Origin of the sequence: Halorussus salinisoli (assembly GCA_005239435.1) — an archaeon.
Taxonomy (GTDB): Archaea; Halobacteriota; Halobacteria; order Halobacteriales; family Haladaptataceae; genus Halorussus; species Halorussus salinisoli.
Window position 1 is genome coordinate 1,311,967 of the sequence record SZNP01000001.1, and the last position, 25,227, is coordinate 1,337,193.

General features: G+C 66.5%; 26 protein-coding genes. 17 read left to right on the top strand and 9 right to left on the bottom strand.

The genetic code is table 11. The features are described 5' to 3' along the window. Positions 1-22: 22 nt before the first annotated feature. Positions 23-757, bottom strand: coding sequence for a competence/damage-inducible protein A (locus E2484_RS10970; RefSeq protein ID WP_137285225.1), 735 nt, complete (start codon positions 755-757; stop codon positions 23-25). Positions 758-938: 181 nt separating this feature from the next. On the opposite strand from E2484_RS10970, the gene E2484_RS25505 reads away from it, so the two are divergent. From E2484_RS25505 to E2484_RS10980, 3 genes are all read left to right on the top strand, one after another. Then, positions 939-1,061, top strand: coding sequence for a hypothetical protein (locus tag E2484_RS25505; RefSeq protein WP_321112374.1), 123 nt, complete (start codon positions 939-941; stop codon positions 1,059-1,061). A 90-nt stretch (positions 1,062-1,151) separates the two neighbouring features. Continuing rightward, positions 1,152-1,736 carry a thymidine kinase gene (locus tag E2484_RS10975; protein WP_137285226.1) on the top strand — a complete coding sequence of 195 codons (585 nt, stop codon included), beginning with the start codon at positions 1,152-1,154 and terminating at the stop codon, positions 1,734-1,736. 58 nt (positions 1,737-1,794) lie between these two features. Then, positions 1,795-2,448 (top strand): YIP1 family protein, encoded by a 654-nt coding sequence (locus E2484_RS10980; RefSeq protein ID WP_137285227.1) that lies wholly within the window; start codon positions 1,795-1,797, stop codon positions 2,446-2,448. 203 nt (positions 2,449-2,651) lie between these two features. Here E2484_RS10980 and E2484_RS10985 read toward each other — a convergent pair whose 3' ends face one another. Continuing rightward, entirely contained in the window at positions 2,652-2,915 is a 264-nt protein-coding gene (locus E2484_RS10985) for a hypothetical protein (protein ID WP_137285228.1), read from the bottom strand. A gap of 151 nt (positions 2,916-3,066) precedes the next feature. Between E2484_RS10985 and E2484_RS10990 the strand changes: the two genes are divergently transcribed. Beyond that, positions 3,067-3,318, top strand: a complete 252-nt coding sequence (locus E2484_RS10990; protein ID WP_137285229.1) for a hypothetical protein — start codon at positions 3,067-3,069, stop codon at positions 3,316-3,318. Positions 3,319-3,372: 54 nt separating this feature from the next. Next, positions 3,373-5,481, top strand: coding sequence for a DHH family phosphoesterase (locus tag E2484_RS10995; protein ID WP_137285230.1), 2,109 nt, complete (start codon positions 3,373-3,375; stop codon positions 5,479-5,481). A 125-nt stretch (positions 5,482-5,606) separates the two neighbouring features. Here E2484_RS10995 and E2484_RS11000 read toward each other — a convergent pair whose 3' ends face one another. Beyond that, a complete protein-coding gene (locus E2484_RS11000; RefSeq protein WP_137285231.1) occupies positions 5,607-6,923 on the bottom strand; it encodes an MFS transporter in 1,317 nt (438 codons plus the stop codon). A gap of 146 nt (positions 6,924-7,069) precedes the next feature. Between E2484_RS11000 and E2484_RS11005 the strand changes: the two genes are divergently transcribed. The 12 genes from E2484_RS11005 (at position 7,070) to E2484_RS11060 (ending at position 21,023) form a co-directional block, all read left to right on the top strand. Beyond that, positions 7,070-7,708, top strand: coding sequence for a phosphoesterase (locus tag E2484_RS11005; RefSeq protein ID WP_137285232.1), 639 nt, complete (start codon positions 7,070-7,072; stop codon positions 7,706-7,708). Between the two features lie 194 nt (positions 7,709-7,902). Continuing rightward, entirely contained in the window at positions 7,903-9,558 is a 1,656-nt protein-coding gene (locus tag E2484_RS11010) for a tRNA uridine(34) 5-carboxymethylaminomethyl modification radical SAM/GNAT enzyme Elp3 (protein WP_137285233.1), read from the top strand. Between the two features lie 113 nt (positions 9,559-9,671). After that, a complete protein-coding gene (locus tag E2484_RS11015) occupies positions 9,672-10,292 on the top strand; it encodes a hypothetical protein (RefSeq protein ID WP_137285234.1) in 621 nt (206 codons plus the stop codon). Beyond that, positions 10,289-10,918, top strand: coding sequence for a hypothetical protein (locus E2484_RS11020; protein ID WP_170977298.1), 630 nt, complete (start codon positions 10,289-10,291; stop codon positions 10,916-10,918). Before E2484_RS11015 ends, E2484_RS11020 begins: the two co-directional genes overlap by 4 nt. 69 nt (positions 10,919-10,987) lie before the next feature. After that, on the top strand, positions 10,988-11,857 hold the full coding sequence (locus tag E2484_RS11025; RefSeq protein WP_137285235.1) for an MBL fold metallo-hydrolase: 870 nt from the start codon (positions 10,988-10,990) through the stop codon (positions 11,855-11,857). A 289-nt stretch (positions 11,858-12,146) separates the two neighbouring features. Continuing rightward, positions 12,147-13,844, top strand: a complete 1,698-nt coding sequence (locus E2484_RS11030; RefSeq protein ID WP_137285236.1) for a nitrite/sulfite reductase — start codon at positions 12,147-12,149, stop codon at positions 13,842-13,844. Continuing rightward, a complete protein-coding gene (locus E2484_RS11035; RefSeq protein ID WP_170977299.1) occupies positions 13,837-15,429 on the top strand; it encodes a Coenzyme F420 hydrogenase/dehydrogenase, beta subunit C-terminal domain in 1,593 nt (530 codons plus the stop codon). The genes E2484_RS11030 and E2484_RS11035 overlap by 8 nt, the downstream gene beginning before the upstream one ends. Before the next feature lie 129 nt (positions 15,430-15,558). Continuing rightward, a complete protein-coding gene (rqcH, locus tag E2484_RS11040; RefSeq protein ID WP_137285237.1) occupies positions 15,559-17,667 on the top strand; it encodes a ribosome rescue protein RqcH in 2,109 nt (702 codons plus the stop codon). 308 nt (positions 17,668-17,975) lie between these two features. Then, on the top strand, positions 17,976-18,731 hold the full coding sequence (locus tag E2484_RS11045; protein WP_137285238.1) for a DUF4013 domain-containing protein: 756 nt from the start codon (positions 17,976-17,978) through the stop codon (positions 18,729-18,731). Positions 18,732-18,787: 56 nt separating this feature from the next. Continuing rightward, the gene (locus E2484_RS11050) at positions 18,788-19,477 is read left to right on the top strand and encodes a DUF4013 domain-containing protein (RefSeq protein ID WP_137285239.1); all 690 of its coding nucleotides are present in this window, start codon (positions 18,788-18,790) and stop codon (positions 19,475-19,477) included. A 42-nt stretch (positions 19,478-19,519) separates the two neighbouring features. Continuing rightward, entirely contained in the window at positions 19,520-20,587 is a 1,068-nt protein-coding gene (locus tag E2484_RS11055; RefSeq protein ID WP_137285240.1) for an mRNA surveillance protein pelota, read from the top strand. Positions 20,588-20,594: 7 nt separating this feature from the next. Then, positions 20,595-21,023, top strand: a complete 429-nt coding sequence (locus E2484_RS11060) for a hypothetical protein (RefSeq protein ID WP_137285241.1) — start codon at positions 20,595-20,597, stop codon at positions 21,021-21,023. A 267-nt stretch (positions 21,024-21,290) separates the two neighbouring features. Here the strand turns inward: E2484_RS11060 and E2484_RS11065 are convergent, their stop codons facing one another. The 6 genes from E2484_RS11065 to E2484_RS11090 form a co-directional block, all read right to left on the bottom strand. Continuing rightward, positions 21,291-21,965, bottom strand: coding sequence for an alpha/beta hydrolase (locus tag E2484_RS11065; RefSeq protein ID WP_137285242.1), 675 nt, complete (start codon positions 21,963-21,965; stop codon positions 21,291-21,293). After that, positions 21,962-22,441, bottom strand: a complete 480-nt coding sequence (locus E2484_RS11070) for a VOC family protein (RefSeq protein ID WP_137285243.1) — start codon at positions 22,439-22,441, stop codon at positions 21,962-21,964. The genes E2484_RS11065 and E2484_RS11070 overlap by 4 nt, the downstream gene beginning before the upstream one ends. Positions 22,442-22,546: 105 nt before the next feature. Further along, positions 22,547-23,386, bottom strand: a complete 840-nt coding sequence (locus E2484_RS11075; protein ID WP_137285244.1) for a beta-keto acid cleavage family enzyme — start codon at positions 23,384-23,386, stop codon at positions 22,547-22,549. After that, positions 23,383-23,673 (bottom strand): hypothetical protein, encoded by a 291-nt coding sequence (locus E2484_RS11080; protein WP_321112386.1) that lies wholly within the window; start codon positions 23,671-23,673, stop codon positions 23,383-23,385. The genes E2484_RS11075 and E2484_RS11080 overlap by 4 nt, the downstream gene beginning before the upstream one ends. A 3-nt stretch (positions 23,674-23,676) precedes the next feature. Further along, entirely contained in the window at positions 23,677-24,027 is a 351-nt protein-coding gene (locus E2484_RS11085) for an SDR family NAD(P)-dependent oxidoreductase (protein ID WP_394347902.1), read from the bottom strand. 111 nt (positions 24,028-24,138) lie between these two features. Further along, the gene (locus E2484_RS11090) at positions 24,139-24,882 is read right to left on the bottom strand and encodes an MBL fold metallo-hydrolase (RefSeq protein WP_137285246.1); all 744 of its coding nucleotides are present in this window, start codon (positions 24,880-24,882) and stop codon (positions 24,139-24,141) included. Positions 24,883-25,227: the final 345 nt, after the last annotated feature.

Here is a 25,227-nt window from a genome sequence, read left to right on the forward strand (position 1 = left end):
GCTGTTCTCAGCGAGGCGTAGCTCACTCCTCGGCGACGACCTCGACGCGCTCGCGCAACCACGCCGCGGCCTCGGCGACCGCGTCGGGGTCCGAACCGGTCAGCTTCAAGCGGTTCCGGTCGTCGGTAGCGGGGTAGCTCCCGACCGTCACGTCGAAGCGCTCTCGCACGCCAGCCACCGCGTCCAGCAACGACGCCTCCGGTTGTGGCGTGTACAGCGTGGTCGAGACGACGTCGCCGCCGAACTCCCCGGCCACCTGCTCGAACAGCGCCCGCATCTCCGCCGGGACGCCCGGAAACGCGTAGACGTCGTCGAGGACGCAACCGGGACAGAGGCCCTCGGGATTTATCAGCGCGCGGCACCCCTCCGGTAGCGCCGCCCACGCGTCCACGTCGAGGTCGAGGTCGTGGGCTTCGACCGTTTCGGGGTTGGCGTCCCGGTACGCCGCTACGGTCCGTATCACGTCTTCGCGGACGGCGTCCTCGACGACGAGACCGCGGCCGAACGCGTCGGCGATTGCGTCGGCCGTCACGTCGTCGTGGGTGCCGCCGAGTCCGCCCGTCACGACGACCGCGTCGAACGCATCGGCCCACTCGCGGACGGTATCGGCGATGAGTTCGCGGTCGTCGGGCACGGTGAGGATGCGCGCGACTGTCGCACCGACGTCGGTGAGTCGGCCCGCGAGCCACGTCGCGTTCGTGTTCTCGGTGTCGCCCGCGAGTACCTCGTCACCGACCGTGAGAATGGCGACTTCCATCGAGGGGACGGACGCTGGCCGCGGACAAAAGGGGTGCGGTCGTGACTGCGTGCGCTCGAATCGTTACGCTTCCGAGGCGGTAACGAGAGGACCTCCGAACGCTAGCGCCGCGCTCGTCACGAAAGCGATAGTAAACGATATTTTGGTCCAGCGCATTACCGTCTGGTGAGAAGGTGGTACCATGCCTGTAGTCCCGCACTACCCCTCCGACGAATCGAACCGCGAGCGAGACGCACCGGACTTCGGAGAAATCGTCGACGAGATTCTGGAGCGCGACGACCCGTCGCCGACTCCCGTCGCGTGATTCGATTTTCACCGATTCGTCTCTCGTCTATCACGTCACACCGACCGGAATCGGCAACCCTTTTGACGCTCCCTTGAGCGCAGAACGGACATGCACAAGATAACCAACAGCGGGTGGGTCGAGGTCGTAACCGGATGTATGTTCTCCGGCAAGACCGAAGAACTCCTCCGGAGGCTTCGCCGGGCCGAAATCGCGGGCCAGGACGTGGCCGCGTTCAAGCCCTCGCTGGACGACCGGTACGGCGAAGGGACCGTGGGGTCGCACAACGGTCGCCAGTGGGACGCGACGGTCGTAGACCCCGACGAGGGCGTCTGGGACATCCCGGAGGAACTCAACGGCGAGGAAGTTGTCGCCATCGACGAGGCCAACTTCTTCTCGGCGGAACTGGTCGAAGTCTGCGAGTTCCTCGCGGCCGACGACCGCCGGGTCGTCGTCTCGGGCACCGACCAGACCTTCCGCGGCGAACCCTTCGAACCCCTGCCGCGACTCGTCGCGCTGGCGGAGTACGTAGACAAGTACCAGGCCATCTGCGCGCAGTGTGGCGAACCCGCGACCCGGAACCAGCGACTCATCGACGGCGAACCCGCACACGTCGAGGACCCGACCATCATGGTCGGTGCCGACGAGTCATACGAAGCGCGATGTCGGAACTGTCATACTCTCCGGACCGACTAGTTCGACCGTGAGCAGACCGTGGTGAGACGACCGTGACCCAAATCGGGAGGCGAACAGCGTGACGCAGTGGGTCGAGAACCCCACGGGCGGGCGTGACCGTGGTCCTGCGGCGCTCGCTCGCGCGTGGGTCGAAGTCCTCGTCAGCCCTCGCCGGTTCTTCGAGCGCGGTATCGCGCCGGGCGACCAGGCCCCGGGTCTGGTCTTCGCCGTGACGGTCGTCCTCGTGGAGGAGGCGACTCGGTTCGCGCTGGTTCCCGGCGCGGCCCCGACCTTCGGCGGGCGGCCCGCGCTCTCGGCGGTGTTCGGACTGGCGCTGGCGGCGCTGTTCGTCGCGCCCGCGGTCCTCCACCTGACCGCCGCGCTCCAGACCCTCCTCCTGATGACGGTCGTCCCTGACCGCGCGGGCACCAGCGAGACGGTGCAGGTCGTCGCCTACGCCACCGCGCCGTGCGTGTTCGCCGGGATTCCGAGCCCCACGCTCCGGGCGGCCTGTGCGATATACGGTGCAGGGCTGTTCTTCGTCGGCCTACGGACGGTCCACGACGCGTCGTATCTGCGGGTCGCGCTCGCTGGTGCGATTCCGGCCGCACTCGTCTTCGGCTACGCCTTCCGGGGTTTCGCCGCACTGGAGGACGTGGTGGTTTGGAACGGCGGCACAGTGTGCCTCCGGGTCGTGGAACTCGGTGCGGAGGTCTGTATCGCGCTCGGGTAGTTTCCGGCCGGGACTCGGCAGGAACGCCGACCGATGGTCGTCTCGAACACTATCGACTTCACCATCCGTCGCGTGCGAGCAACGCGGGCGTGTGGGCAGGCACGAGGCTGTTTTGATGCTGTGCGGGGCGGTCTTCAGTGGCTCACGGAGTAGCTAGCCGCGGTACGTTTCGGTCCTGCCGAGTGTCCAACGCTCCCCGCGACCTACTCGAAAACCGGACTGTCGTCTTCCATTGCCTCGATGTCCTGGGCTATCTCTCGGACCTGCTCGGGGAAGAGCGCGACCTGTACCTCGTTGCCCTCGCCGTCTTCGCAGACGATTTTCACGCGCTTGTCGCCGAATTCCCGGGCTTCGGCCGACTCCACGTCGAACAGTTTCGCGGTGCCGGACTTGTTCGAGGGACCGACGTTCTTGATGACTCCGTCCTTCAGTTCGACCATGAAGTCGTCGAGAACGAGATTGAGCATGTGACTGGAGTTCGGCGGGCAGGGTCTTATAAGTGGGAGAGTCGGAAAGCCGGAGCCGATTTTTCGACGAAACGTAGCTGACGATCCGCGATTCCGATGGCTGAACTCCCGCGGTCAACTTTCAAGGTGTTCGACGTTGGCCCTCTATCGGATGGCATCCGACGAGGGGAGCGATTCTCACGAGCGCGGCGACCCGGAGAAGGCCGACCACTACCGTCACGGCGACGGCACCGACGAAATCGTCTTCGCCGTCGAAGAGGGTCACGTGCTGGCGATTCGGGAGTATCGAAGCGTCGAGGATTTCGAGCGAGCGGTCGGAGACGCCGAGTTCGTCGGCGTCCACGAGGGGGTCGAGGACATGCCGGGAGTCGAGGCGTTCGGGGACGAGGAGACGAGCGAGTAGTCAAACCAGTTTCGACAACAGTTTTAGGCCGGGGCTATTTTGCTCGCGTATAAGATGGGTTCGTGTATAATCTGCGGGACTCCTGCCGACGGCGCGATTTGCGAGAGCCACGAGCAGGACGTCCTCTTCGAATTCACCGGCGACAATCCGAATCAGTTGACGCCGGGACGGTACTACAATGGAACTGTCGACGGCTTCGCCGAGTTCGGCGTCTTCGTCAACGTCGGCGATAGCGTCACCGGGTTGCTCCACAAGAGCGAACTCGACCAGCGACTCGACTCGCTCGACTGGGACGAGGGCGACGAGGTGTTCGTCCAAGTGACGGGCGTCCGCGATAACGGCAACGTGGACCTCGGCTGGTCGATTCGCCAATCGGAGCGCGAGTTCCGAGGAAAGCTGGTCGACGACCCGGAACGCGGCGCGGTCCTCCCCGAGGAAGCCGACGCGACCGACGAGGGCGACGACAGCGACGACCAACAGGCGACGACCGACGGCGCGGGTACGGTCGACCCCGCGGGCGAGCGAGACGCCAGCAGCGCCGAGTCGGAAGCGGAACCGACCTCCGAATCGGAAGCAGACTCGGCGTCCGAACCGGAAGCGGAACCTGCGTTCGAGTCCGAGTCCGAGTCTGAATCGGAAACGGAGCGCGCCCGCGTCAAAATCGACAGCCTGAGCGACCGCGTGAACGACGAGGTTCGCATCGAGGGCGAAATCGTCGGTGCGCGCCAGACCAGCGGCCCGACCGTCTTCGAGGTCCGCGACGAGACCGCGACGGTCGACTGCGCCGCGTTCGTGGAGGCGGGCGTCCGCGCCTACCCCGAAGTCGAGACGGGCGACTTCGTCCGACTCGACGGCGTGGTCGAACTCCGCAACAACGAGTTGCAGGTCGAGACCGACGACCTGGAGAAACTCGACGGCGACGACCGACGGGCCGTCGAGACCCGACTCGAAGCCGCGCTGACGAGCGAGGCCCGTCCCGACGACGTAGACCTGCTGGCCGACCGGGAGTCGGTCGCCGCGGTCCACGGCCGAATTCGGGACGCCGCCGAGGAGATTCGGCGTGCAGTCATGGAGTCTCGGCCGGTCATCGTCCGACACAACGCCACCGCCGACGGCTACGTCGCTGGCGCGGCCATCGAGCGCGCGGTCCTGCCGCTCGTCCGCGACGAACACGCCAAGAGCGACGCCGAGTACCACTTCTTCGACCGGCGACCGCTCGAAGACGGCGACTACGACATGGCCGACGCGACCAAGGACGTGACGACGATGCTGGACAATCGGGAGCGCCACGACGAGAAACTCCCGCTGTTCGTCGTCGTCTCGGCCGGAAGTACGGCCGAATCGCGCGACGGCTTCGAGTTGCTCGACATCTACGACGCCCCGCGTGTCGTCGTGGACGCGGCCTACCCCGACGAGGGCGTGGCCGACCTCGCCGACGTGGCGGTAAACCCGCACCTCGAAGACGCCGACGCGAGCGACGTGACCGCGGGCGTCCTCGGTGCGAACGTCGCGGCCCACGTCAACGCCGACGTGCGCGACGACGTCTCGCACCTCCCGGCGGTCAGTTTCTGGGAGGACGCTCCCGAGGCGTACACCGACCTCGCCAACGAGGCTGGCTACGACGCCGACCACACGACCGCACTCCGAGAGGCGGTCGCGCTGGAAGCCTACTACCAGTCCTACGAGGACAAGCGCGAACTCATCACCGACCTCCTGTTCGAGCACGAGAAGCGTGACCTAGCCGAACACGTCGGTGAACAGTTCCGTCAGAAACTCCAGACCGAACTCGATACGGTGGAACCGAACCTCTCGATCCGCGGCGAGAACGACGTCTCGTTCACCGTCCTCGACACCGAGGCGTTCACGCACCGATTCGACTTCCCGCCGACGGCGCTCCTGCTGGACGCCATCCACCGCCAGAAACTCGGCGCCGAGGCCGCGCCGGGCGACGACCACGTCACTCTCGGCGTGGACGAAGACGAGATTCACGTCCGGAGCGACGGCCGGGTCAACGCCCGCGACGTCGCCGCGGCCGCCAGCGAGGAGGCCGAGAAGGCGGGCATCTCGGCGAAGGGCACCCGCGACGGAGCCATCGAGTTCCTCTCGGGCGAGCGCGACGAGGCGCTCGACGCCGTGGTCGCCGCCATCAGCGAGCGACTCTAATCGGTCTCGGCTGTCGTGCGGTTGTTCGGTTCTTTCGTTCTCCCTTTCGACTTCGGCGCGCCGAGACGCGTCTGGACGACGGAGACGCGCTCGGCCGACGGAGACGCGCTCGGCCGACGCCGCTCTCACTCCGGGATGGAGGAGTCGGCCGACGGTCGGCTTCCCGAGTCAGACAGCGGCGTCCCGACGAGAGCGAGCGCTCCACCGCCGACCAGCAGGACCGCCCCGAGGGCCGCCAGCATCGTCGGAAGCGCAGATACCGCGAGCGCGCCGGCCGCGATTTTGAGCGGCGCGACCGCGACCGACCGGAGCATCGAGACGGTGCTGAGGACCGAGGCCCGACCGCGGGTCTCGATTTCGTCGTTGATGTGGCCGTCGGCGAGCGGTCGGGAGGTCACGGCGAGCGCCCGCAGGACGAAAAAGAGCACGAGCGCGAGCCACGGTTCGACCAGCACCGCGAGCAGTCCACCCGCGGCGAGGAACGGCACGACTCGGAACCACCCGGCGACCCCGACGGCGGCCTTCAGCCGCCCGGTCTGGCTCGCGGCGGCGGCCGAGACTAGCGTCAATCCCGCGTAGACGACGCCGAGTCGCTCGGGCGCGATGCCCAGCACGTCCACGCTCACTGGCTGGACGAACAGGAGCGCCGAGGCGGTGACGCCGAGAAAGAGGGCGGTGTAGGCCACGAACGACCGGAGACCGGGCCGGACGAGCGCGGTCCGAGTGACCGCGACGGCCTCCGAGACTGTGAGGTACTCCGGAGCGTCGGCACTGGACTGTTTCCCGTTTCTTTTAGAATCCTTTGTATTGTTTTTAGAATCATATACATTTGTCTCGGCACGGTCGGACGGCACCGTGACGACCAGCAGACCGACGCCCGCCATCAGCGCGGCGGCGTCGAGCGCCCACGGCAGGACGTGACTCGTGCCGTAGGCCCAACTGCCGACGACGGCCGCGCCCGCCTGTCCCGCGAGACCGAGCGCGCGGGCGTGGCCGGAGACCCGCGCGAACTCGGCTTCGGCGTCCTCGTCGGCCAGCATCTCGTAGAGCCACGCGTCCGACGCGCCCGACGAGAACGTCGCGCCGACCGCCCGGACGACCACCGCCGCGAGGAACGCCGGGAAGGAGTGGGCGAGCGCGTAGCCGACCGCCCCGAGCGCGCCGAGCGCGTTGGCGACCGCGAGACCATTTCGGCGGCCGATTCGGTCCGAGAGGTAGCCGGTCGGAAACTCGAACCCGAGAACTGCGACGGTGTAGGTGGCCTCCAGCAGACCGAACTGGGCCAGCGAGAGGCCTCGCGCTTGGTAGAAGACCACGTAGATAGGCACCGTGAACGCCAGCGACCGCGAGACGACGTAGCAGTAGAAGACGAGGACGGGACGCGGGGGTAGGCGGTCTTCGACGGACTCGCGGAGTTCGCTCGAACGGGGGGTTCTCGCCATGTGGTGTGACAATTGTCACACAACGATTTGAAGTTTATTTGAGATGCTATTGCATCACATTCGAAGCGGTCGAGGCCGACACTCCCGAGCCTAGGGTCCCGACTGCCACTGCGGTTTTGCCGCGCGAGGTCGTAGTTGGTTCCGACATGAGCGTGCTCGATACGGCGATGGAACTCTACCCCTACGTCTTCCACCCCGCGGTGATGGTCGGTGCGGGGGCGCTCGTCCTGATTCACCACGAGTGCGCGCGACAGGACGCCGACAGGTCGGCGCTCGCCCGCCGCCTCGGCGCGTTTCTCGTCGCGGGCGTCCTCTCGCTCATCCCGACGCTGGTCTACGCCCTCGTCACGGGGCAGGGGCTGTTCGAGGTCACGAAAGGCAACGTCTGGCAGGTGGACGCGCTGGTCGCTGGCGGCATCTTCTTCACCGCCGGGGTGGCGTGGTTCCTCTGGCACCGATACGACTGGGGGTCGCTCGTCCCCGGCTACATGGAAGCGCTCGTGGCCGCGACAGTTCCCTACATCGCACTCTCGCCGTTCTGGAACTTCTCGGGTCACGTCACGATGGCGCTGATGCCGACGCTCTACCTGACGCTGGTGGACCGGAAGTTCTGGCCGACGCTGGCGATTCCGGTCGTGATGATTCCGAATCGAGTGTATCTGGAGGCCCACGACTGGTCCGAATCCGTCGTCGCGTTCCTCGTCGTTTCGGCCGTCGTGGTCGGGGTGTTCTGGTGGCAGACCGGTGGGACGCTTCGCTCGGAACCGGATTCGACTGTTTCGTGACTCCTCCGCAAACCACCGTGGGTAGATGAAGGGGCCGGTCGCTCGCGTGACCGCGAGCGACCGAGGGCTTTCTGAACTAACTCCTCCGCCGAGTCGTCGGCGCTCTCGGAATCACTTTCGACGAGACGTAGCTTCGTCAGTCGCGTAGTCGTAGACGACACCCTTATCCCGCCCAACCGACCAAATACCACGTAATGAGTACCGAGACGCCGGACGCCACCGAGACCGAGGCGTTCGAGCGAGTCTGCGAGGAACTCGTCGAGCGCATCCTCGACGGCGACATCGAGCGCGACGAGTTGGAGAGCGAGAAGCTGTCGGTCTGCTCGGAGTTCTCCTCCCCGAAGGTGCCGAAGAACTCCGAACTCTTCGACTACGCGCCCGAGGACCGCCGCGAAGACTTGCAGGAGGTCCTCCAGCGCAAGCCGGTCCGGACCGCCTCGGGCGTCTCGCCGGTCGCCATCATGACCAGCCCCCACCAGTGCCCCCACGGCAAGTGCCTCTACTGTCCGGGCGGTCCGGGGTCGGAGTTCTCCTCGTCCCAGAGCTACACCGGCCACGAGCCTGCGGCCGCACGCGGGGTCCAGAACGACTACGACCCCTACGGGCAGGTCACGCTCCGACTCGAACAGTTGCGCGAAATCGGCCACCCCGTGGACAAGGTCGAACTCATCCTGATGGGCGGGACGATGACCGCGCGCTCCCACGACTATCAGGAGTGGTTCGTCAAGCGCGCGCTGGAGGCGATGAACGACTACGACACCGACGAGTCGCCGGAACCCGCCGAGGGCGAGAGCTTCGCCGAGGACCCCGAGGAGGTCGATTTCCGCTACCTCGAAGACGTTATCGCCGAGAACGAGACCAACGAGATTCGGAACATCGGCACTACGTTCGAGACCAAGCCCGACTGGTGCGACCCCGAGCAGATCGACCGGATGCTCGACTTGGGCGGTACGAAGGTCGAGGTCGGCGTCCAGACCACCTACGAGCGCATCAACCGCGAGATGCACCGGGGCCACGGCGTGCAGGCCTCCATCGACGCCAACCAGCGCCTACGCGACGCCGCGTTCAAGGTCGGCTTCCACATGATGCCCGGCCAACCCGGCATGTCCAAGGAGATGTGCCTGGAGGACTTCCGCCGCCTCTTCGAGGACGAGAAGTGGAAGCCCGACTACCTCAAGATCTACCCGACGCTGGTCGTCCGGGGCACCGCGACCTACGACTGGTGGCACCGCGACGAGTACGAACCCCTCCAGAACGAGGAGGCCGCCGAACTCGTCGCCGAAATCAAGTCGATGATTCCGAAGTACACCCGCCTCCAGCGCGTCCAGCGCGACATCCCCGCCGACTTCATCGACGCCGGAGTCTGGAAGTCGAACCTCCGGCAGTTGGCCCGCCAGAAGATGGACGACCACGGCTGGACCTGCGACTGCATCCGGTGTCGCGAGGTCGGGATGAACGACGAAGACCCCGAGAACGTCGAACTGGACGTGATGACCTACGAGGCCGCCGGCGGCACCGAACACTTCATCAGCTACGAGGACCCCGAGAAGGACCTCCTCATCGGGTTCTGCCGCCTGCGGTTCCCCGGCGACCCCGTGCGCCGCGAACTCCGAGACGCCGCGCTCGTCCGGGAACTCCACGTCTACGGTCCGATGGTGGAAGTCGGGGACGAGAGCTACGACTGGCAGCACAAGGGCTACGGCAAGAAGCTCCTCCGGAAGGCCGAGGAACTGGCCGGAGACGCGGGTTACGACAAGGTCAGCGTCATCTCGGGCATCGGCGCGCGGGAGTACTACCGCGAGAAGCTGGGGTACCATCAGGACGGCCCGTACGTGAGCAAGCGACTGTAAGTGCCGGACTGCGGGTGCTGCAATCGACGGGTACAACGGTCGGACGAACTGCCAGTATCGGCGACTTTATACGGATGCTGTCTCGTGATTGGCTATACGAACGTGACTAAGAGATGAGTAACGCACCACAATCGGAGGAGGCGGAGGACATCCTCGAACGACTGTTCCGGAGCGGTCGAACGAACGCCCTCCTGTCGTGGCTGTTCGTCGGCGTGCTCGCGCTGGTGTTCGTAGAGAGCGCGCTGGATTTCGACCGCCAGTGGATCGCGTTCGTCGCCGTCGCGGGAGTGATAGTCCTCGTCCCGCCGATCGCGCACGGCGACTGGCGCGTGATGTTGCCGTGGGAGTTGCTCGCGCTGGCGCTCCTGCCGATCCTCGTCCGCGGGCTATCGGGTGGCGAACTCGGCCTGTTCGCGTACTACCTCTCGGTCGCCGGACTCGCGCTGGTCGTGACCGTCGAACTTCACATGTTCACGTCGCTGAGCGTGACCCACTGGTTCGCGGTCGTGTTCGTCGTCATGACGACGCTGGCGTCGGTCGCGGCGTGGTCCATCGTCCGGTGGAACTTCGACCGCACGTTCGGTACGTCGTACCTCTCGACGAACGAGGCGTTGATGACCGAGTTCGTCTGGGTGACGCTGGCCGGATTCGCGGCCGGCGTCCTGTTCGACGCGTACTTCAGACGACGCGACCGCCAACTCTGGCGAGCGATCAACTGGATGATTCGCCGATGATGCTGTTACCGCGACCCTCGACCTCGAATCAGCGACGAATTACGCGAGCGATGCAGTTGGTGTTGCTCGGCATCGTCGCCTACGGCGTCGTCGGTGGCCAGCCGAAAGCTATCGTCAACGGCGGCATCGCCCTCCTGATAACGATCCTCCCGGCGGTGCTCGAACGCAACTACGAGATTCCGCTGGACCCGTGGCTCGGGCTGTGGATCACGACCGCCGTCTTCCTCCACACGCTCGGGTCGGCGGGACTGTACGGACAGATCGGATGGTGGGACCACCTCACTCACGCGTTCTCGGCGTCGCTGGCCGCGGCGGCCGGATACATCACCGCCCGGGCACTCGACCTCCACCACGACGAAATCAGCATCCCGACCCGGTTCGCGTTCGTCTACATCCTCGTGGTCGTGCTGTCCTTCGGCGTCGTCTGGGAACTGTTCGAGTTCGCGCTGGACGTGGCGGCCGACGAGACCGGTCTCACGATGCCGCTGGCCCAGCACGGCCTCGACGACACCATCCGGGACCTGATGTTCAATTCGCTGGGCGCGCTGGTGGTCGCGTTCTTCGGACAGGTCCACCTCACCGGCGTCGCCGAGACGATACGACAGGAACTGTTTGCGCCGGAGTAGGAGTCGGGCGAACGACGGCGCTCGCTCACCCGCCGGTGGTCCTTTACCGACTGATGGGGTAGCAAGCGTATGGAAATTACTCTCTTAGGTTCGGGTGGCGACTCCCAGACGCCGATGCCGACCTGCGATTGCCGGGTCTGTGAACCCGCCCGCGAGAAGGGCGTGCCCCACGCCAGATACGGTAACTCTACGCTCGTCCGCGACGCCAACGCCGTCGTGGACGCGCCCGAATCTATCTGGGCGATGCTCAACCGCGAGGACGTGATGGACCTCGATTACATCTTCGTCTCACACCACCACGTGGACCACGTCGGCGGCCTGCGGGTCGTGCAGGCCATCGGGCGGCCCGACTACCCCCTCGAAAATTGGGACAACGTGGACCCCGCGACCGTGGTGATGAGCGAGACGACCTACGACCGCATCGCCGAGTCGCTCGACATCGAAGCCCAGTACGACGACCGGGGCTACGCCGAGTTCGAGTTTCTGGCCGACGGCGAGACGATGGCCCTCGACGGTGGCGTCGAAGTGACGGGTGTCGGCGCACCCCTCGACCCCAGCGGACCCGAGGACGCCGCGATGGGCTACTGCTTCTCCGATGGCGAGTCGAAGGCGCTGGTATCCCCCGACGAGACGACCTTTCTCGACCTGACGAAGGTGCCCGACGACCTCGACCTCTGGGTCAAGGAGTGCGGGATGTTCCGCGAGACGCCGGACGGCGACCCCATCCTGAGCGACGAGTTGTGGTCCGAGGAGCGCGACCACCAGACCACCTTCGACCAGACGCTCGAACAGATTCGGACCGTCGAACCCGACCGCACCGTCTTCACCGAAATCGAGGAGATCTACCGGCGGCGGCCCGACGAGTACGCCGAACTGGCTCGGGAGTACGCCGACCTCGGCGTCGAATTCGGCCGCGACGGGATGAAAATCGAGGTTTGATTCCCCGGTCATTCCATCACGCCGACTCGGCGGTCGTCCGGTCACGCGGGCGACCTCGGTCGAGGCGACTCTCTCCGGAATCTCCGACGAGCGACTGCAGTCCGCGTTTCCGTCGGTCGGTGGGTCGATGGGGGCGCGATAGAAACCGGCAAATAATTCGGGTAGTTCGTGGCCGCGCTAGTACTCGCCGAAACGCTACCTTAGTAATCCGTGGCGAACGTCCCATTCGACGAACGCCCTCGGTATACGTTAGCGCCCCACGGTGCGACGCGAGGGACGGAGAGTATCTATGAACACGGTCGAACGATGGAAACAGCGCAAGCATCCGCTCGACGTTATCGACGACGTAGCGACGTACGCCGAGGAGGGGTTGTCGTTCGACGAAATCGAGGCTCGGGAGGGCGAGGGCGAGTGGGAACGGTTGAAGTGGGCCGGACTGTACACTCACGGAACCCACCGGGGGTACTTCATGCTCCGAACGAAGGTACCCGGTGGCCGACTCACGCCGGAGCAGGCCGAGGTCGTCGGCGAGGTCGCCGACGAGTACGCGACCGCGCCCGAGGAACACGGCGGCGCGGAGCAGAACGACCTCTGGGGCGACGCGTTCCTCGACGTCACCACCCGTCAGGACGTCCAGATGCACTGGATAGAACTCGAGGACGTCCCGGAGATATGGGACCGCTACGACGAGGTCGGACTGACGACCGTACAGGGTTGTGGCGACTCGGCCCGAAACGTTCTGGGGTGTCCCGTCGCTGGCGTGAGCGACCACGAATGCTTCGACGCTCAGCCGGTGGTAGACGCCGTCTCGGAGTTCTTCACGGATAACCGGGAGTACGCTAACCTCCCGCGGAAGTTCAAGATGACCGTCACCGGCTGTCGGGCGGACTGCGCGCAGTCCCAAATAAACGACGTGGGGCTGACCCCGGCGCGCCGCACCATCGATGGGACCGAGTACTACGGCTTCCACGTTCGGGTCGGCGGGGGCCTCTCCGACGGGCCGCGCATGGCTTCGCCGCTCGACGTCTTCGTTCCGCCCGAGGACGCCGTGGAGTTCTGCCGGGCGGTCGCCCAGACGTTCAAGGAGTTGGGAGACCGCCACAACCGCGGGGTCTGCCGGATGCGGTATCTCGTCGAGCAACTCGGTCCCGAGACGTTCGAGGAGGCCGTCCGTGAGCGGTGCGCGGTGGCCCTCCCGACCCGAGGCCAGGACCTGACCGAGGGGTACACCGGCGACCACGTCGGCGTCCACGACCAGACGCGGGACGGACTGAACTACGTGGGATTCAACGTCGTCGGCGGGCGGATGGGCGGCGACGAGTTCGCCGAGATGGCACGGGCCGCCCGCGAGTTCGGAACCGAAGAGGCGACGGTCAGACTCGCCACCGACCAGAACGCCCTCGTCACGCACGTCCCCGAGGAGAGCGTGGACGACCTGCTCGCCGAACCGTTCGCCGAGGAGTACCAGCCAGACCCCGGCCCGTTCTCTCGGGGCGCGGTCGGCTGTACCGGCAGCGAGTTCTGCAACTACGGCATCGTCGAGACGAAGAAGCGGGTCAAGCGCTGGGCGCGGGCACTCGACGAGCGAATCGACACCCCCGACGACCTCGAAGTCGTGCGGATGCACATGTCGGGCTGTTCGGCTTCGTGCGCCCAGCCCCAAATCGCCGACGTCGGCTTCCGAGGCGAGACGGTGCAGTTGGACACGGACGCAGACGGCGACGCGGAGGACCTCGTCGAGGGGATGGACGTCGGTCTCGGCGGGAGCCTCGGGACCGACAACGAGTTCCTCGACTGGGTCGAGACCGCGGTTCCGGCCGACGCGGTGATTCCGGCGCTCGACGAACTGTTCTCGGTCTACGCCGACGAGCGAACCGACGGGGAACGCTTCTACGAGTGGACGCGCCGGGTCGAGAACGACCGGCTCCGGACCGTCATGCGAGGGGCCGAAGCCCCCGTCTCGAAGGGGGTGGCGACCGATGACTGACGAGCGCGAGGGCGACGAATGCGAGAGGGACGAACCCCGCGAGCCACTTCCCGACGTCCCCGACGTCGATACGGAGACGGACGCCGACCGGACGGTCCCGCGCGCGAAGGGCGTCCGGACCCACCGGCCGGCGACCGAACACGGGACGATTCCGGGCGACCGAATCGGCCCCGCCGACGAGTCGCGGGCTTTCGCTGGCGGCGGAAGCGACGGCGCCGAACCGGTAGCGGACGGCGGAACGACGCCCGCGAACGTAGACGCCGACGGTACTCTCGGCGACGTGTTCTTCACGCCGCCCGCCGAGGGCCAGAGTCAGGACGTCGAAAACGGCGACCCGGCCGAGCGCGTGGGCGTCCCCGACGACGCGGACCTCGACACGCCGGGGTACGGCATTCGGTCGGAGATGAACGACATCGAGACGCCCGACGACAAGACCTGGTTCATGGAACTCGACGAGGCGGTCGTCGAGGAGGACCGGTGCATCCAGTGTGGCACCTGCGTGGCCGCCTGTCCGTCCGACTCCATCGGCATCAGCGACGACGACCTCCCGGAACTCGTGAAGATGTGTACCGGCTGTTCGCTGTGCTGGGACTTCTGTCCCCGGGGCGGCCTCCGGTACGAGCGCCAGTGGAAGATAACCGGCGGCGAGGACAACGTGTCGGGCGCGGGCGACCCCATCACGGAGTTCTCCGCGCGCGTCGAAGACGGGTGGCGCGAGGGCGCGCAGGACGGCGGCGTGGTCACGTCGGTCCTGAGCCACCTGCTCGACGCCGGCGAGATAGATGGCGCGCTGATAGCGACCGAGTCCGACGAGGAACCGTGGAAGGCCGAGAGCTTCCTCGCCACGACCCACGAGGAACTGGTCGCCAACGCCGGGAGCTTCTACAACCAGACGATGGCCCTGGGGAACCTCGACCTCGCGCAGTGGGAGCACAAACTTCCCGACGAGGACGCCGAGGACCTGAGTCTCGCGCTCGTCGGGACGCCCTGCGAAATCGAAGGCGTCCGCGCCCTGTCAGACTTCGAGTGGGACTACCAGTCCCAGAACGCGATGGTTCGGGCGGTGGAGTACACCATCGCGCTGATGTGCACGAAGAACTTCAACCATCAGCGCCTCGTCGGCGAGCAGTTGGAGGCCAAGCGCGACGTCTCGCCGGAGGACATCGGCAAGCTCGACGTGATAGAGGGCGAGATGCGGGTCTACGACCGCGACGGCGACCCCGTGCTGGCCGAGGACATCGAGAACTTCCACGACGCCGCGCTGAAGGGGTGCGACGAGTGCGCCGACTTCACGGGCTACTGCGCCGACCTCACGGTGGGTTCGGTCGGTAGCTCCGACGAGTACTCGTCGGTCATCGTCCGGACCGAAACGGGCCTGACAGCGTGGGAACTGACCGAACCCGACCTCGACTACCACGACCTCGAAGACCGCAGCGCGGTCGGCGGGTTGCAGAATTGGGACAAGAAGAAGGCGTTCGAGTCGCTGGAGCGGCCCTTCGACCCGGACGCCCCGCGGTTCATCGATTACACCGACCACGCCGAGGACTACGGAACCGAACGCAATCCCCACGAGGCCGACCACTGAGCGATTCCGACGGAGACGACCACTGAGCGATTCCCGGCAGGCCGACGCTGGGCAGTTCAGTGGTTCCGACGACGCTGGCCGACTCACCGTAACGATACGCCTTTCCCCGCCGATAGAGAACACGTATCCATGGACCAGAAGCGGGAACTGTCGAGCATCGACCTCGCCGCCATCGTAGCCGAGTTGGGGGCCTACGAGGGAGCGAAGCTCGACAAGGCATACCTCTACGACGACGACCTCCTGCGGCTCAAGATGCGGGACTTCGACCGCGGCCGGGTCGAACTCATCGTGGAAGTCGGCGAACTGAAGCGCGCTCACGTCTCGGACCCCGAGAACGTCCCCGACGCTCCGGGCCGACCGCCGAACTTCGCCATGATGCTCCGGAATCGGCTGTCGGGCGCGGACTTCGCGGGCGTCGAGCAGTACGGGTTCGACCGCATCCTCCAGTTCCACTTCGAGCGCGGCGACGAGGACACGACCATCGTCGCCGAACTGTTCGGACAGGGGAACGTCGCGGTGCTGGACGAGAACCGGGAGGTCGTGGACTCGCTGGACACGGTGCGTCTCAAGTCGCGGACCGTCGCGCCGGGGAGCCAGTACGAGTTCCCCGACGAGCGCATCAACCCCCTCGAAGTCGATTACGAGGCGCTGGCGGCACACATGGAGGAGTCGGACACCGACCTCGTGCGCACCCTCGCCACCCAACTCAACTTCGGGGGTCTGTACGCCGAGGAGGTCTGTACTCGCGCGGGCATCGAGAAGGGGAAGTCCATCGACGACGCCGACGAGGACGACTACGAGGCCATCTACGACGCCATCCAGCGCCTCGCTGAACCGGTCCGCGCCGGGGAGTTCGACCCGCGCGTCTACCGCGAGGACGACCGCCTCGTGGACGTGACGCCGGTCCCGCTCGAAGAGTACGACGACCTCGACGCCGAGGCGTTCGACACCTTCAACGAGGCGGTGGACTTCTACTACGCCAACCTCGACCTGGAGGGCGAGGACGGCGGCGGAGGGGCCGAAGTCGGCGACCAGCGACCCGACTTCGAGGCCGAAATCGAGAAACAGAAGCGCATCATCGAACAGCAAGAGCAGGCCATCGAAGGGTTCGAGGAACAGGCCGAGGCCGAGCGCGAGAAGGCCGAACGCCTCTACGGCCACTACGGACTCGCCGACGACATCCTGACGACAGTCCGGAACGCGCTGGACGAGGGCACCTCGTGGGAGGAGATCGAGGCGCGGTTCGCCGAGGGCGCCGAGCAGGGCATCGAGGCCGCCGAGGCCGTGCAGGGCGTCGACCCCGAGGAGGGGACGGTTACGGTGCGAATCGACGGCGTGGACGTGCCCATCGACGCCTCGATGGGAGTCGAGAAGAACGCCGACCGACTCTACACCGAGGCCAAGCGCATCGAGGAGAAGAAGGAGGGCGCGCTGGCCGCAATCGAGGACACCCGCGAGGACCTGGAGGACGTAGAGCGCCGCAAGGAGGAGTGGGAAGCCGACTCCGAGGAGTCCGACGACGGCGAGGACGACGAACAGGAGGACGTAGACTGGCTCTCGGAACCGTCGATTCCGATTCGCAAGCAGGAACAGTGGTACGAGCGATTCCGGTGGTTCCGGACCAGCGACGACTTCCTCGTCATCGGCGGGCGCAACGCCGACCAGAACGAGGAGTTGGTCCAGAAGTATCTTGACGGTAACGACCTGTTCTTCCACGCGCAGGCCCACGGCGGTCCCGTGACCGTCCTCAAGACGTCCGACCCCAGCGAACCCTCCCGCGACGTGGACGTGCCAGACGGGAGCAAGCGCGAGGCCGCCCAGTTCGCGGTCTCGTACTCGTCGGTGTGGAAGGACAGCAGGTTCGCCGGGGACGCCTACATGGTCACGCCCGACCAGGTGAGCAAGACGCCCGAGAGCGGCGAGTACCTGGAGAAGGGCGGGTTCGCAATCCGCGGCGACCGCGACTACTTCCGGGACGTGGAGGTCGGCGTGGCGGTCGGCATCGCCTGCGAACCCCACACCCGGGTCCTCGGCGGTCCGCCCTCGGCCATCCGTCCGCAGGTCGAGACCCACGTCGAGGTCGAACCCGGCCGATACGCCCAGAACGACATCGCCAAGCGCATCTACCGGGCGTTCCGCGAGCGGTTCGAGGACACCTCGTTCGTCCGGAAAGTGGCGAGCGCCGACCTGATTCAGGAGTTCCTGCCGCCGGGCGGGAGTCGGATGAAGGAAGAGTAGCGACAGTCGAACCGCTCCACTGGTTCGAAATCGGAGGCTCCGTCGGCGGCTGGCAAACGTATACGAATAGTAAAGAAACAAAAATAGTTCTTAGAAGGATGTACGTATTGCCGTATCGCGTGCGGCTCTCACCGAGCGACCGGCGACTGGGACACGACGCTGCAGGCGTCCCCCGCAACTGACCGACGAAGAGGACCCGCTGGTTCACGGGGGAGTTCGCGCTACACTGGATCACGGAACGATTAAGCCGGCAGAGCGCGTCTCTCTGTCGAGCTTTCTCTATCGAGGCGTCTGCTCTGGAAATCACCATGTTCGAAACAGCACTCAAATACCTCGCAGAAAGCGACGACGGCACGGAGACGATACTCTTCGGTGGGCTACTCACCCTGTTCTCGTGGCTCCTGATTCCGGTGATACCGGTCGCGGGCTACCTCCAGCGCGTCCTCGTCCGAACGAACGCGGGCGACCCCGCGCCCTCGTTCGACGACTGGGGCGACCTGTTCGAGAGAGGGCTCGAGGCAATCGCCGTCGCGCTGGCGTACTTCGCGGTTCCTGTCGCGCTGCTGACTGCGGTACTGGCGAGTCTGCTCGTCTTTTCCGTCGAGACGACGGTGAGCGACTCCGGCGTCCCGGCCGACCCCGCGAGCGTCGCCGAACCCGTCACGAACGTCGGACCCGACCCTCTCGGCGTCGTAATCGCCCTCGGCGGACTCGCACTCGCCGCGATTACGTCGCTCCTCGCGTCGTACGTTCTCCCCGCGGCGCTCGCTCGACTCGCAGTCGAAGACCGTCTCGGCGCGGCGTTCGAGTTCCGGAAGCTCCGGACGGTCGTCACGAACGGGTCGTACGCCACCGGTTGGCTGGTCGCGCTCGTCGTCCTCGTGGTCGGCGGCGGTCTCGTCGGTGGTCTGGCGTCGATTCCCCTCGTCGGGTGGGTGCTGGCCCCGTTCGCGGCCTTCTACCTGAACGTCGTCGCCTTCGCGCTCTACGGGCAGGCGTACCGCGAGGCGACCCGGACCGGTCGCCGGGAGACCGCCGACGGGGACCGCCGGACCACGACGTAACCCCACCATCGACGTCGAGTAGCCAGACCTAACTTCTCGCGTCCGAATCCTCGGTCATGCTCCGCGAGGCGCTGACCTACCCGGTCCGAGGCGAGAACGCCGAAGAGACCCTGCTCGTCGGCGCGATTCTCGCCGTCGCGGTCGGACTCCTCGCCCGACTCGGTGTTCTCGCAGTCCTCGCGCTCGCTCCGGCCGTCGTGCTGGCCGGGTACGCGCTGGCCGTCCTCCGGACCACCGCCGAGTCGTCCGGCGGCTCGTCCGCGACTGCGGACGCGCCGCCTCGATTCGGCGGCTTCCGGGCGCTCGCGGTCGACGGCGTGCGGGCGCTCGCCGTCGCGTTCGCGTACCTGCTCGTCCCCGCGGCCGCGCTCGCGGTCACGGTCGGGGGTGCGAACGCGGGCGGGCGACCCGAGAACTTCGCCACGACCACGTTCGTCTTCGCGGCGGGAACCGTCGTCCTCTTCGTCTCGCTCTCGTTCGCCTACCTCCTGCCCGCGTCGCTGGCGGGAGTCGCTCGGGCCGGGCGACTCTCGGCCGCGCTCGACCGGGGCCGCCTGCGCCGGACGGCCGGAGACGTCCGGTACTTCGTCGGCTGGGTCGCGGCCCTGCTCGTCGGTGGCGTCGCGGTCGTCGCTCTCGGGTCGCTGGCGGCGCTCGGGCGCGTCGGCGAAGTGGTCGCGCTCGCGGTCGGCTTCTACGCCGCGGTCGTGGTCGCGCGCCTGTTGGGTCGGGGTATCTCGGGATAGCCGACCGCAGGTGACTTATCTGACGGCGAACCACATCGAACTATGAGAGTGAAGAACCGCCAGCGGGTAGAAGGGGACCGCGAGCGCATCACGCTCGTCCCCGAGAGTCTGGACGACCTCTGGCATCTCACCTACGTCCTCGAACCCGGCGACTTCGTGTCGGGCGACACGACCCGGCGCATCCAGCGCAACGACGACCAGATGCGCGATACCGGCGGCGAGCGCGAACACATGCACGTCACGTTGGGAGTCGAGGAGACCGAGTTCCACAAGTTCTCCAACCGCCTCCGAATCAGCGGGGTCATCGAGGACACCTCGCGCGAGGACCAACTCGGCATGCACCACACCCTCAACGTCGAGGAGAACAAGGAGATCGCCATCGAGAAGATCTGGAAGGCCGACCAACTCGACCGCCTCGAAGAGGCCGAGGAGGCCACCGAGAACGCCGACGTGGCCATCGTCACCGTCGAAGAGGGGAAGGCTCACATCCACACGGTCGCCCAGTACGGCACCGAGGAGTACGCCGAGTTCACCGGCACCACGGGGAAGGGCGAGTACGCCCGCGGTCGGGACGAACTGTTCGCGGAACTCACCGGCGCGCTCTCCCGGATGGACACCGACGCCATCATCCTCGCCGGGCCGGGGTTCACCAAGCAGGACGCCTACGACTACATCGAGGAGGAGGCCCCCGACCTGACCGAGAAGATAACGACCGTAGACACCAGCGCCGTGGGCGACCGCGGCGTCCACGAAGTGCTGAAGCGCGGCGCGGTCGAGGAGGTCCAGAAGGACACCCGCATCGCCAAAGAGGCCGAACTCATCGACGAACTCACCAAGCGCATCGGCGAGGGGCCGAAAGTCGCCTACGGTCCCGAGCAGGTCCAGAAGGCCGCCGACTTCGGGGCCATCGAACACCTCCTGATTCTGGACGAGCGCCTGCGCGAGGAGCGCGGTACCGACGGCGAGTGGGGGTTCGACGTGAACGAGCTCATCACGACCGTCGAGCGGAAAGGCGGCGACGTGACGGTGTTCTCCAGCGAGTTCGCGCCCGGCGACCAACTCTCGGGGTTCGGCGGCATCGCCGCGCTCCTGCGGTACCGACTGGAGTGACCCGAGAGTGAGTCTCGTGGACTTCGAACGCTGGCTGGACCACGTGTTCTTCGCCGGACTGGAGATATCGACGCTCTCGATTCCGGCTCTCGTCGCCCTGCTGTACGCCACGCCACGAGGCCCCATCGCGCTCGCCGCCCTGACCGCAATCGTGGTCTCGACCTGCGCGGCGGGGACCCTCCGCGGCGAGTGGGTGGACCTCGGCGATTGGCCTCGGCCGGGCGACCCCTACACCTTCCCGGCGCGGTCGGCCTACTACAGCGCGACGATTGCCGGGGCGGCCTACATCGGGGCCGTCGTCCACGTCGCGCTCGGCGCGTCGATTGCCGGAGTCGCCGTCTCCGCGGTCGTCTCGCTCGGTAGCATGGCCACGCTCCCCCGCGCTATCGGCGGATTTCGGTCGCTGGCGAACAGGATAGCGTCCGCGGAGTTCTGAGACTCTATCCCTCGCTGTCGGCGCGCGCTGGCGCGACCCAAACCACGGGTCGCGCCAACCGCGCGAGGGACGACTGAGCGAAGCGAAGGAGGCGGTTGGGGAGGCGTGAGGTCCGCAGTCGCGGTGCTGTGCAGTGCGGTTACGGTACGATTGGCTCAAGGAGTAGCTAGCTTCTGCTCCCTTTCACCTCTCTCCTCTTTCTGCACCTGAATGTTCTAAAAGCCGACTCGAAACCGAGAACTCCAACGCCAACTCAAAACCGACGACTCACTCAATCGAAGCAACGTCTTCGACCAGATTTCGGACGTACTCCATCTCCTCCTGATTTATCCCGTGACCCATCCCCTCGTAGATGCGCTCGGTCACGTCGCCGCCCAAGTCGTCCAGCACGTCCCGGGTCTCGTGGACGCGCTCGACCGGGATGTGGGGGTCGCGGTCGCTACACCCCAGAAAGACCGGCGTCCCGTCCAGACTGCCCTCGTACTCTCGCGGAGTCCCGTCCGGTCCGATCAGGCCGCCGCTCAGCACCGCCAACCCGCCGTACTCCTGCGCGTTCCGGGCGAGGAACTCGCTGGAGAGGCAGGCACCCTGCGAGAAGCCGACGAAGCAGGTTCGGTCGGTCGGAACCTCGGCGTCGGCGACGCGCTGGCGCACCCTGCCGAGGAAACTCAGGGCCGACGAGAGACTCGGTTCGTTGTCGTCGATTGGCGCGAGGAAGGAGTTGGGGTACCACGTCCGGCCGCGGGCCTGCGGCGCGAGGTAGGCCACGCCCTCGGCGTCGAACTCGGTTGCCATCTCCAGCATCCCCTCGGCGGTCGCGCCGCGGCCGTGGACGAACACGACCGCGGCGTCCGCGTCCGCCAAGTCCGCGCCCGCGGTGGCGACCTGCTGCCCGGCGTGGGGGTCCGACTCGCCGGCGTGGGGACTGCGGTTCGCAGTCATCGCTGGCTCGACACCTCCACGAACTCGCTTCCCGGAACCTCCTCGTCCACGGCGAAGCCCGGTCCCTCGGTACAGATTTCGATGGTCAGGCCGTCGGGGTCCGAGAGGTAGATGCTCTCGAAGTAGGTCCGGTCTCGAACCTGCGAGACCCGGACGCCCCGTTCTTGCAGGTAGCTCTGCCATTCGCGCAGGGTCTCGCTATCCTCGACCCCCAGCGTGAAGTGGTGGGACGCGCCGGGACCGGGCGTCCCCTGCGAGTTCGGATACTCGAAGTAGGAGATGACGGTGCCGGGTTCGCCCTCGGGGGTCGGCGAGAAGTAGTAATGAGGCGTGCCGGGGTCGTCGTAGTTTTCGGTCATCTTGACGGTGTGAAACCCCAGTACGTCCTCGTAGAACTCCTGGGTCCGGTCTATGTCGGTGCAGACGTTCGTGACGTGGTTGACGTTCGAGAGTGGCGGCGTCTCCGAATCGCTCATACCCCCTCTAGCCGAACTGCGGCCTTGAGCCTTGTCGGACGGATGGGTAAGCAGGTGACGGGAGCGTAACCGATTGGTATACGACCCGAGAAGCCCGCGTGAGACCTATAGCCCGAGGATATCGCGTGCCTCGTCGGGAGTCGCTGGCTGGCGTCCGAGCGTCTCGGCCAGTTCGACCGTTCGCCGGACCAACTGCGCGTTGCTCTCGGCGAGTTCGCCCCGCCCGAAGTAGGCGTTGTCCTCCAGTCCGACCCGGACGTGGCCGCCGAGCAGGATGCCCATCGTCGTGAGCGGAAGCTGATGCCTCCCGAATCCGAGCGTGTTGAACAGCGCGCCGTCGGGCAGGTTCTCGACCGCGTTCAGCAGGTTTCGAGGCGAGGGCGGCGAGGTGGTGCCGCCGCCGAAGATGAGCGTCGCGTAGACGGGGTCGTCGAGTTCGCGCCGGTCCAGCAGGCCCCGAACCTCGTTGAGATGGCCGTCGTTGAACACCTCCAGTTCGGGCTTGATTCCCCGCTCGGCCATCTCGTCGTAGAGCGAGTCCACCATGCCTCGGGTGTTCTCGCTCGTGAGGTGGCGATACCGATTCAGCGGTCCCATGTCGAGGCTGGCCATCTCTGGCGGCGGGTCGGTCCGGAGCGACTGGCGGCGGGCGTCGAGCGACGCGCCCGTTCCGCCGGTCGAGTGCTGGACGACGAGGTTCGTCCGCGAGCGCACCTCGTCGGTAATTCGCTGGAAACGCTCGCGGTCGAACGACCGCTCGCCGCTGGGGCGCCGGGCGTGGAGGTGGACCACTGCGGCCCCTGCTTCCTCGCACTCGGCGGCGGCCCGCCCGATCTCGTCGGGCGTCTCGGGCAGGTTCGGGTTGGCCTCCTTGCCGTGGACGCCACCCGTGAGCGCCGCGGTGACGATAACCGATTCGCCGTCCAGGTAGTCGTCGTAGGTCATCCGTCGGGTCCCTCTCCGGCGGTCGTGGCTGTCTCGTCTTCGGCGTCCTCGCTGTTCTTGCCACCGTTCGGGACCTCGGAAAGCCCCTCGTGGTCCCGGTAGATTTCACAGTCGGTCTCGTGGTCGAGGTCGTACCGGTCGTTGCAGATGTCGGCGCGCATCGGCTGGACGAACTCGTGGGCGGCGGTGCAGTACGCGCGGGGTTCGGCGGTGTCGGTGTCGGTGTCGTCCGAACCGGCTCCGTCGGACAGCGACCGGTATTCAAGATACGGGCAGTCTTCGGACACGGGCTACGGAACGAGAGGTCGGCGTAAAACAGTTCGGCGCGGGGTCGAATCTGCCGGGAGTAGTCCGCCGAGTTTGTCTCGGACCTTCTCGGTGCCGACGAGCCCGGGAGCGACCGCGTCCGCGAGCGCTTCGACGTCCTCGCGGTCGGTCGCGTCGCACTCGACCGGCTGGACCTCACCGGGGCGGTCGCTCTGGGCGATTTCCTCGGCGACGGCCTCGACGTCGGTCAGCGTCCGGGAACACGCCACCGCGTCTGCCCCGTCGGCCGCGAACAGTTCCGTTATCGTCCGGCCGATACCGCTCGACCCGCCGGTCACGACTGCGGTCTGGCCGTCGAGTCGAAACCGTTCCAAACTTAGCGGACTGGTCGAGTCGTCTGTCACGCTTTCGCGTCATGCCGTTCCCCGTATCACGCCTGCGGCACCTCCCGGTTCTGCCGCGACCGGTTCGGGAACGCGTCTCTCCTACAGTTCGATAGTCTGCAAATCGTCCGGAAACCGCACGTCACCGTCGTACGCCGCCCTGATGGATTTCAGCATCTCCTCGTGGCGACCCTCGGTGTGGGGGTAGAGATGGGTCAGGTACACCGTGTCGATGTCCGTGCCGGACCCCGCCAGCGCCTCGCCGAGTTGGGTCGGCGTCGGGTGGTTGTCCACGTCCACCTCGTCGGGGAACGAGCAGTCGTGGGCCAGCGCCTCGCACCCGTCGGCGAAGTTGGCGAGTCCCTCGAAGGCCTCGCTGTCGCCGCTGAAGGTGAACTCGTCGCCGAATCGGTAGGCCAAGCAGGGGAGCGAGTGGCGGGTCTCGTAGCCCTCGACCTCGAACCCGGCGATCTCGAACTCGTGGGCACCGACCTCTCGAATCTGTAGGTCCACGCGGCCTTTCAGGTAATCGTGGACGTCGAGGAGGTCGTCCATCAGCGACTTGGTGCCCGAGGGGCCGACGACTTCGAGGTGTTCCTCGCCCGCCAGCCACCGTGCCTTGAGCAGGGGCAGGACGTCGGCGACGTGGTCGAGATGGTGGTGGGTGAGCAGAACCGTCGAGACGTTCTCGTAGCCGATATTCGACTGCTGGAGCCGGTGGAGGACGCCGCTCCCGCAGTCCACGAGGACGCGTCGGTCTGCCTCCTCGTCTTCGACGACGAGGCCGGTCTGGTACCGCTCGCCGGTCGGCATCGCGCTTCCGGTGCCGAGAAACGTGACCTGCATGTTGGATTCGCGGGGCCGAACGGTGTTAATGGCTTGGATGCCGATTCCCGCGCATCTTCCGGCGTGGCCGGAGTTCCGGGGAGTGGACCTTCGACGAGACGGAATCGTGGTACGACGACGCCGGACGATTTATATCTGACTTCGTTTCGAGAAACGGACGCCGACACACGGTACTACGCTCTGCGCGACCGATTACACTTTCACTGGGTGGCAAAGAGATAAGTCCGAACTTCGCCCGAATTTTCGCCAGCAGTCGTCCGCGCCGCCCGTCGGGTCCGCGGCCGGGACCCGCCCACCCGCTAAACTCACCGACCGCCGAACGCGCTAGGCCCACGGAACCCCCCG